8 protein-coding genes are annotated in these 7,759 nt (G+C 44.1%); all 8 read left to right on the top strand.

Annotation, left to right across the window (positions count from 1 at the left end):
* Positions 1-153: 153 nt before the first annotated feature.
* The 8 genes from truA (at position 154) to pyrG (ending at position 7,647) form a co-directional block, all read left to right on the top strand.
* Positions 154-900 (top strand): tRNA pseudouridine(38-40) synthase TruA, encoded by a 747-nt coding sequence (gene truA / locus M1G14_RS10705; protein ID WP_003004657.1) that lies wholly within the window; start codon positions 154-156, stop codon positions 898-900.
* Positions 893-1,654 (top strand): bifunctional hydroxymethylpyrimidine kinase/phosphomethylpyrimidine kinase, encoded by a 762-nt coding sequence (locus tag M1G14_RS10700; protein ID WP_003004120.1) that lies wholly within the window; start codon positions 893-895, stop codon positions 1,652-1,654. The genes truA and M1G14_RS10700 overlap by 8 nt, the downstream gene beginning before the upstream one ends.
* Positions 1,644-2,114, top strand: coding sequence for an ECF transporter S component (locus M1G14_RS10695; protein ID WP_049522933.1), 471 nt, complete (start codon positions 1,644-1,646; stop codon positions 2,112-2,114). The genes M1G14_RS10700 and M1G14_RS10695 overlap by 11 nt, the downstream gene beginning before the upstream one ends.
* Positions 2,115-2,117: 3 nt before the next feature.
* On the top strand, positions 2,118-2,681 hold the full coding sequence (locus tag M1G14_RS10690) for a TIGR01440 family protein (protein ID WP_049522932.1): 564 nt from the start codon (positions 2,118-2,120) through the stop codon (positions 2,679-2,681).
* 128 nt (positions 2,682-2,809) lie between these two features.
* A complete protein-coding gene (tig, locus tag M1G14_RS10685; RefSeq protein ID WP_003004508.1) occupies positions 2,810-4,093 on the top strand; it encodes a trigger factor in 1,284 nt (427 codons plus the stop codon).
* A 225-nt stretch (positions 4,094-4,318) separates the two neighbouring features.
* Positions 4,319-4,903: a DNA-directed RNA polymerase subunit delta gene (gene rpoE / locus M1G14_RS10680; RefSeq protein ID WP_024054894.1), complete on the top strand. Its 585-nt coding sequence runs from the start codon at positions 4,319-4,321 to the stop codon at positions 4,901-4,903.
* Between the two features lie 261 nt (positions 4,904-5,164).
* The gene (locus tag M1G14_RS10675) at positions 5,165-5,860 is read left to right on the top strand and encodes a B3/B4 domain-containing protein (protein ID WP_049514890.1); all 696 of its coding nucleotides are present in this window, start codon (positions 5,165-5,167) and stop codon (positions 5,858-5,860) included.
* Between the two features lie 173 nt (positions 5,861-6,033).
* Positions 6,034-7,647, top strand: a complete 1,614-nt coding sequence (gene pyrG, locus M1G14_RS10670) for a CTP synthase (RefSeq protein ID WP_003004055.1) — start codon at positions 6,034-6,036, stop codon at positions 7,645-7,647.
* Positions 7,648-7,759 lie beyond the last annotated feature (112 nt).

Here is a 7,759-nt window from a genome sequence, read left to right as displayed (position 1 = left end):
CCCACTCAACCACTGCGTCTTGCTCGACAATCCAAAAATAATTGAGAGGCTAGGACTTTTGTCCCAGCCTCTTTTTGTGTTTGCAAAACTGTACCCGGACAGTTTAAATTTTTCACTCTTGTAACCCCTTCTATATCTTGCTAAAATAGAACCATGACACGATACAAAGCAACCATTTCATATGACGGGACCTTGTTTGCAGGGTTTCAACGCCAACCGCATGCCCGTAGTGTGCAAGAAGAAATCGAGAAGACCTTGACGCGCCTCAATCAAGGAACCCCTGTTACCGTTCATGGAGCGGGGCGAACGGATTCAGGTGTCCATGCTCTTGGGCAGGTGATTCATTTTGATCTCCCCCAAGCGCGGGACGAGGAGAAGCTCCGCTTTGCCCTCGATACCCAAACCCCAGAGGATATTGATTTCATCCGAGTGGAGCAAGTAGAAGATGACTTTCACTCACGCTACAAGAAGCACAGCAAGACCTATGAATTTATCGTGGATTATGGTCGTCCCAAGAACCCCATGATGCGCCACTATGCCACCCACTATCCTTATCCTTTGGATGTGGAAAAGATGCAAGCAGCCATCCAAAAGTTGGAGGGAACCCATGATTTCACCGGCTTTACAGCTTCGGGAACCAGCGTGGAAGATAAGGTTCGTACGATTACAGAGGCTCGCTTGGTCGAGGATGCAGAACATCATCGCCTTGTCTTTACCTTTTCGGGCAATGGCTTTCTCTACAAGCAAATCCGCAATATGGTGGGAACTTTGTTGAAGATTGGAAATGATCGGATGCCGATCGAGCAGATCGATCTAATTTTAGAAAAGAAGGACCGCAATCTAGCAGGTCCTACAGCAGCGCCAAATGGCTTATATTTAAAGGAGATCCGTTATGAGTAATGAATTGATTCTAGCTATTTCAGGAAATGATATTTTTAGTGGGGGAGGTCTTCACGCAGACCTTGCAACTTATACGACTAACAAACAGCATGGCTTTGTAGCGGTGACTTGTTTGACCGCTATGACGGAGCACGGTTTTGAAGTGATTCCGGTGGATCCGACGACCTTTGCTCAACAGCTCAACTCTCTCAAGGATGTTCCTTTTTCTGCTATTAAACTCGGCCTTTTGCCAAATGTTGAAGTGGCAGACTTGGCTTTGGACTATGTCAAAGCCCATGCGGAGATTCCTGTGGTACTAGATCCTGTCTTGGTCTGCAAGGAAAGTCATGATGTAGAAGTTTCAGCTCTTCGAGACGAATTGATTAAGTTCTTCCCTTATGTGACCATCATCACGCCAAACTTACCAGAAGCTGAGATCTTGACCCAAAGCAAGATTCAATCGCTCGACGATATGAAGGCGGCAGCGCGCAAGCTCCACGAATTAGGAGCAGCGAATGTCGTGGTCAAAGGAGGCAATCGTCTCAATAAAGAAAAGGCCATCGATGTCTTTTATGATGGGACAGACTTCACCGTCATTGAAGAGCCAGTCTTAGAAAAGAACAATACAGGAGCTGGTTGTACCTTTGCGTCTAGCATTTCCAGCCAGTTGGTGCAAGGGAAATCTCCACTTGAAGCTGTTAAAGCCTCTAAAGACTTTGTTTTCCAAGCAATTCAACATTCAGACCAGTATGGAGTAGTACAGTATGACATCTAATCGAACTCAACTCATTGCCCGCCTCTCTATTTTGACATCCTTGACAGTTGTACTTGGCTACTATACCAAACTTCCAACTCCTACAGGGATCGTCACCCTGCTAGATCTTGGAGTGTATTTCACAGCCTTCTATTTTGGGCGCAAGGAAGGTGCTATTGTAGGTGGTGTCGGAGCCTTCTTATTGGATCTGATTTCAGGATATCCTCAGTGGATGTTCTTTAGTCTCCTCTTTCACGGGGGACAAGGTTACTTCGCTGGCTTCAAGGGCAAAGCTCGTTACCTAGGCTTGCTTCTTGCGACAGTCGTCATGGTAGGCGGTTACGCACTAGCTTCTGCTCTCTTTTTAGGCAATGGCTGGGGAGCTGCTATCTCGGATATTCCGAATAACCTCGCTCAGAATTTTGTTGGAATGGCTTTAGGCTATGTGGTCTATTATGCATTTCAAAAGAAAGGAAGCTAATTCATGGATCTGGAGCAACTGAAGAAGGATACAAAAGAAATCCTGGTAGATGTCTTGGAAAAAAGCCGTCTCCGCCAAGGACAGATTTTAGTGCTCGGGATGTCTTCAAGTGAAGTTGCAGGAGGGCCAATTGGAAAAGCCTCCAACATCGACATTGCAGAAGCTATTGTCCAGACCTTACTAGATGAGTTGAATCCAAGAGGCATTTATCTGGCGGTACAAGGATGTGAGCATCTCAATCGCGCCTTGGTGGTCGAAAGAGAATTGGCAGATAAAAAGGAGCTAGAAATCGTCAATGTCCTTCCGAGTCTCCATGCAGGAGGTGCTGGACAACTCGCAGCTTTCAAGTATTTTAAGGATCCTGTTGAGGTGGAATTTATCACAGCTCAAGCGGGGTTAGACATCGGAGGTACCTCGGTGGGGATGCACGTCAAACACGTGCAAGTTCCAATTCGCCCTATCTTGCGTGAACTAGGTGGAGCCCATGTCACAGCCCTCGCCAGTCGGCCAAAATTGATCGGCGGTGCCCGTGCTCTCTACCTCGATGATCCCATCCGAAAATCATAATCAGAACTAGCTTTAAAGGGCTAGTTTTTTTGGATGAAAAGAGAGGCAAAAACGTTTTAAAACTTGCAATTTCAAAGTTTTGTGGTAAAATTATAAGGAATGACTATATTATTTTAAGGAGAGACAGAATGTCTGTATCATTTGAAAACAAAGAAACTAACCACGGTGTATTGACTTTCACAATCAGCCAAGAGCAAATCAAACCTGCTTTGGACCGTGTGTTTGAGTCAGTTAAGAAAACTTTGAACGTACCTGGATTCCGTAAAGGTCATATTCCACGTCCAATCTTCAACCAACGTTTTGGTGAAGAAGCACTTTACCAAGATGCTTTGAACGATCTTCTTCCAGCAGCATATGAAGCAGCTGTTAAAGAAGCTGGAATCGAAGTTGTAGCACAACCAACTTTCGATGTTGTATCTATGGAAAAAGGTCAAGACTGGACATTGACAGCAGCTGTTGTAACAAAACCTGAAGTAAAATTGGGTGCTTACAAAGACCTTGAAGTATCAGTAGAAGTTTCTAAAGAAGTAACAGACGCTGATGTGGATGCTCGTATCGAACGCGAACGCAACAACTTGGCTGAATTGGTTGTTAAAGAAGGTGCTGCAGCAGAAGGTGACACAGTTGTGATCGACTTCGTAGGTTCTATCGACGGTGTTGAATTCGACGGTGGTAAAGGTGACAACTTCTCACTTGGACTTGGTTCAGGTCAATTCATCCCAGGTTTCGAAGACCAATTGGTTGGACACTCTGCTGGTGAAACAGTTGACGTGATCGTAACCTTCCCAGAAGACTACCAAGCAGCTGATCTTGCAGGTAAAGAAGCGAAATTCGTGACAACTATCCACGAAGTAAAAGCAAAAGAAGTACCAGCTCTTGACGATGAATTGGCAAAAGACATCGACGAAGAAGTTGAAACTCTTGACGAATTGAAAGAAAAATACCGCAAAGAATTGGCAGCAGCTAAAGAAGAAGCATACAACGATGCAGTAGAAGCAGCAGCAATCGATCTTGCCGTTGAAAACGCTGAAATCGTTGACCTTCCAGAAGAAATGATCCACGAAGAAGTACACCGTTCAATCAACGAGTTCCTTGGAAACATGCAACGTCAAGGTATCTCACCTGAAATGTACTTCCAAATCACTGGAACAACTCAAGAAGATCTTCACAAACAATACGAAGCAGAAGCTGAAAGCCGTACGAAGACAAACCTTGTGGTTGAAGCAGTAGCGAAAGCAGAAGGCTTCGAAGCAACTGAAGAAGAAATCAACGCTGAAATCGAACAATTGGCAGCAGATTACAACATGCCAGTTGAACAAGTTCGCAACCTTCTTTCACCAGAAATGTTGAAACATGACATCACAGTGAAGAAAGCAGTGAACGTGATCACAAGCACAGCAAAAGTAAAATAATTGAGATAAAAAAGAAGAGCCGTGAGGCTCTTCTTTTTTTGATTTCATGGAGAATCCTGGAATTTTCCTTTGACGAAAGGGGAAATTTATCGTACAATAGAGTGTAACGATAAAATGCGTGATAGATTTAGTGGCGAGAAGTTTTCAATCTATCATTGAGGATAGGATGAGGTTTAAGACCGGATCCTTCTCCATTTAGGAAATGAAACATAAGGAGATTTACCCTTGGAATTAGAAGTATTTGCTGGACAAGAAAAAAGTGAACTTTCTATGATTGAAGTGGCGCGTGCGATTTTGGAATTACGCGGACGTGACCATGAAATGTACTTTAGCGATCTTGTAAATGAAATTCAAATTTACCTTGAAAAATCAAACAGCGAGATCCGTGAAGCTCTTCCATTGTTCTACACAGAATTGAATGTAGATGGAAGCTTTATCCCACTTGGAGATAACAAATGGGGTCTTCGTTCATGGTATGCCATCGATGAAGTTGACGAAGAAATCATCGCTCTTGAAGAAACAGACGAAGATGAAACTCCTAAGAAACGGAAGAAAAAACGTGTCAATGCCTTTATGGATGGAGACGAAGATGCGATCGACTACAACGACGACGATCCAGAAGACGAAGAAGTTTACGAAGCAGATCCAGCTCTTTCATATGATGAAGAAAATCCAGACGATGAAAAGAGTGAAGTCGAAGCTTACGATGCTGAAATCAATGAAATCGTACCAGATGATTTGGGTGAGGAAGTTGAATTAAGCGAAGAAGACGACGAAGAAGAGGATTCTGAAGACGAGGAAGAAGAATAAATCATAAGAAGAGGCTGGGACAAAAGTCCTAGCCTCTCAATTATTTTTGGATTGTCGAGCAAGACGCAGTGGTTGAGTGGGCTCTACTACGCTGATTTCATCAGCTTTTACAGCCCTACTCAACTGTGCGGAGGTGGGACGACGAAATCGAATTCTAACGAATTACCGATTTCTGTCCCACTCTCTTTTTGTTTGCATTGAAAAAAGTGATGAAATGTCGTATGATAAACGTGTAAGGTTTCCCAATAGGAGGTGTTCCAGATGGACTTTCGTTTAGATCAAAGTTTAGTAGCTCTTGGTATTGATACAGTTGTGGTCGGAATTGCTAGAAATGTGGATCCCCAAGCAGTTTTGCCCCCTTCTTTTCTTGAAAAGAAGAAAGAGCTTGAACAATGGGCGCTCCAGTGTCAGATAGAAGAAGTAGTGGCATCTCCTGTCATCAAAGGGTATACAGACCTCTTGCAAAAAGTAGGGCGTAGCATCAAGAAAAATCCACCAACAGTCCTAGCTCTTATCCGAAACATCCAGCATCGAGGTGCTCTTCCTCAGATCAATAGCATCATTGATATCTATAATGTCGAATCTCTGAAGTCTTTTCTCGCGATCGGAGGACATGACCTAGATAAGATTGAGGGACCGATTGAATTTACAGTGAGTCAAAGAGACGATATCTTCCTCCCGATCCTTTCTAGCGAAAAACATGTCGCACCGACAGATCCTGTCTACCGGGATCAAAAAGGAGTTCTGGCTTGGTTGGATGTACGCGATAGTGACCATTACAAATTTGAGGAGACCACGCAAAACGCCCTCTTTGTCATCCAAGGAAATGCCGAGACGTCAGTCGAGATGCGTTTAGAAGCGCTAGAACGAATCCACAAGGACCTTGCTCTTTGCATTCCTCAACTTCAATTTGAGAAATTTCTCGTCACACAAAATGGAGTGGAAAAGGTCGTGTAAACAGCGAACATTATTTTCATGAAATTTTCAATTTGACAAAGTAGACCATTTGCGGTAAGATATTGTTCGGGCACCTCATTTTGAGGTCGGAGCTCCCTAAGGATTAGGGAGCTATTTTTGTTTTTTCTGCAAAGAGGAATGGCCTCTACAACATTAGAAGAAGAGGAAAGCACATGTCAACAAAATATATTTTTGTCACGGGTGGTGTCGTATCATCCATCGGGAAAGGGATTGTCGCAGCAAGTCTTGGTCGCTTGCTCAAAAATCGTGGATTGAAAGTGACTATCCAAAAATTTGACCCTTATATCAATATTGACCCAGGGACGATGAGCCCTTACCAACACGGGGAAGTATTTGTCACAGACGATGGCGCAGAGACAGACTTGGACCTTGGTCACTATGAACGCTTCATTGATATCAATCTGAATAAGTACTCAAATGTGACAACAGGGAAAATTTATAGCGAAGTTCTTCGCAAAGAACGTCGCGGAGAATACTTGGGCGCGACTGTACAGGTTATTCCTCATATTACAGATGCCTTGAAAGAAAAGATCAAACGAGCAGCGACGACGACGGATTCAGATGTCATCATCACAGAAGTCGGGGGAACAGTTGGAGACATTGAATCCCTTCCATTCCTTGAAGCTCTTCGTCAAATGAAGGCAGATGTTGGTGCTGAAAACGTTATGTACATCCACACCACTCTTCTACCTTACCTGAAGGCTGCGGGAGAAATGAAAACCAAGCCGACCCAACACTCTGTGAAAGAATTGCGTGGTCTTGGAATTCAACCAAATATGTTGGTCATCCGTACAGAAAAACCAGCTGGTCAAGGAATTAAGAACAAGTTGGCTCAATTCTGTGATGTCGCACCAGAAGCTGTCATCGAATCACTGGATGTGGAACATTTGTACCAAATCCCATTGAACTTGCAAGCGCAAAACATGGATCAAATCGTTTGTGACCATTTGAAATTGGATGTTCCTGCAGCAGATATGACAGAATGGTCTGCGATGGTCGACAAGGTCATGAACCTCAAGAAGCAGGTCAAGATTTCCTTGGTTGGAAAATACGTAGAATTGCAAGATGCCTACATTTCTGTCGTTGAGGCCTTGAAGCACTCAGGGTATGCCAATGATGCAGAAGTCAAGATTAATTGGGTCAATGCCAATGATGTGACAGCTGAAAATGTGGCAGAACTCCTTGGAGATGCGGATGGGATCATTGTCCCAGGTGGTTTTGGCCAACGGGGAACAGAAGGAAAAATTCAAGCCATCAAGTATGCGCGTGAACAGGACGTACCAATGTTGGGTGTCTGCTTGGGGATGCAGTTAACCTGTATCGAATTTGCCCGTCACGTTTTAGGCTTGGAAGGGGCCAATTCATCCGAATTGGATCCAGAAACCAAGTATCCAATTATCGATATCATGCGGGACCAAATCGATGTGGAAGACATGGGAGGAACGCTCCGTCTCGGTCTTTACCCATCTAAACTCAAACGAGGATCAAAAGCAGCCGCTGCCTATGACAATCAAGAAGTGGTGCAACGTCGCCACCGTCACCGTTATGAGTTTAACAATGCTTTCCGTGAACAGTTCGAAGAAGCAGGATTTGTCTTCTCAGGCGTTTCACCAGACAACCGTTTGGTCGAAATCGTTGAAATCCCAGAAAATAAATTCTTTGTTGCTTGCCAATACCACCCAGAATTGTCAAGCCGTCCAAACCGCCCAGAAGGACTTTACACAGCCTTTATCACAGCGGCAGTTGAAAACCACGATAGCAAATAAAAATCAAGGGAGGCTGGGACAAAAGTCCTAGCCTTTCAATTATTTTTGGATTGTTGAGCAAGACGCAGTGGTTGAGTGGGCTCTACTACGCTGATTTCATCAGCTTTTACAG

It is taken from the genome of Streptococcus parasanguinis (assembly GCF_023109675.1).
Classification (GTDB): domain Bacteria; phylum Bacillota; class Bacilli; order Lactobacillales; family Streptococcaceae; genus Streptococcus; species Streptococcus parasanguinis_I.
Note: the sequence above shows the minus strand (reverse complement) of the source record. Positions and strands in the feature narration are given on the sequence as shown.

Excerpts from the sequence above, each read along its gene's own strand:
- truA (WP_003004657.1), top strand. The coding sequence starts at position 154 with ATGACACGATACAAAGCAACCATTTCATATGACGGGACCTTGTTTGCA.
- M1G14_RS10700 (WP_003004120.1), top strand. The coding sequence starts at position 893 with ATGAGTAATGAATTGATTCTAGCTATTTCAGGAAATGATATTTTTAGT.
- M1G14_RS10695 (WP_049522933.1), top strand. The coding sequence starts at position 1,644 with ATGACATCTAATCGAACTCAACTCATTGCCCGCCTCTCTATTTTGACA.
- M1G14_RS10690 (WP_049522932.1), top strand. The coding sequence starts at position 2,118 with ATGGATCTGGAGCAACTGAAGAAGGATACAAAAGAAATCCTGGTAGAT.
- tig (WP_003004508.1), top strand. The coding sequence starts at position 2,810 with ATGTCTGTATCATTTGAAAACAAAGAAACTAACCACGGTGTATTGACT.
- M1G14_RS10675 (WP_049514890.1), top strand. The coding sequence starts at position 5,165 with ATGGACTTTCGTTTAGATCAAAGTTTAGTAGCTCTTGGTATTGATACA.
- pyrG (WP_003004055.1), top strand. The coding sequence starts at position 6,034 with ATGTCAACAAAATATATTTTTGTCACGGGTGGTGTCGTATCATCCATC.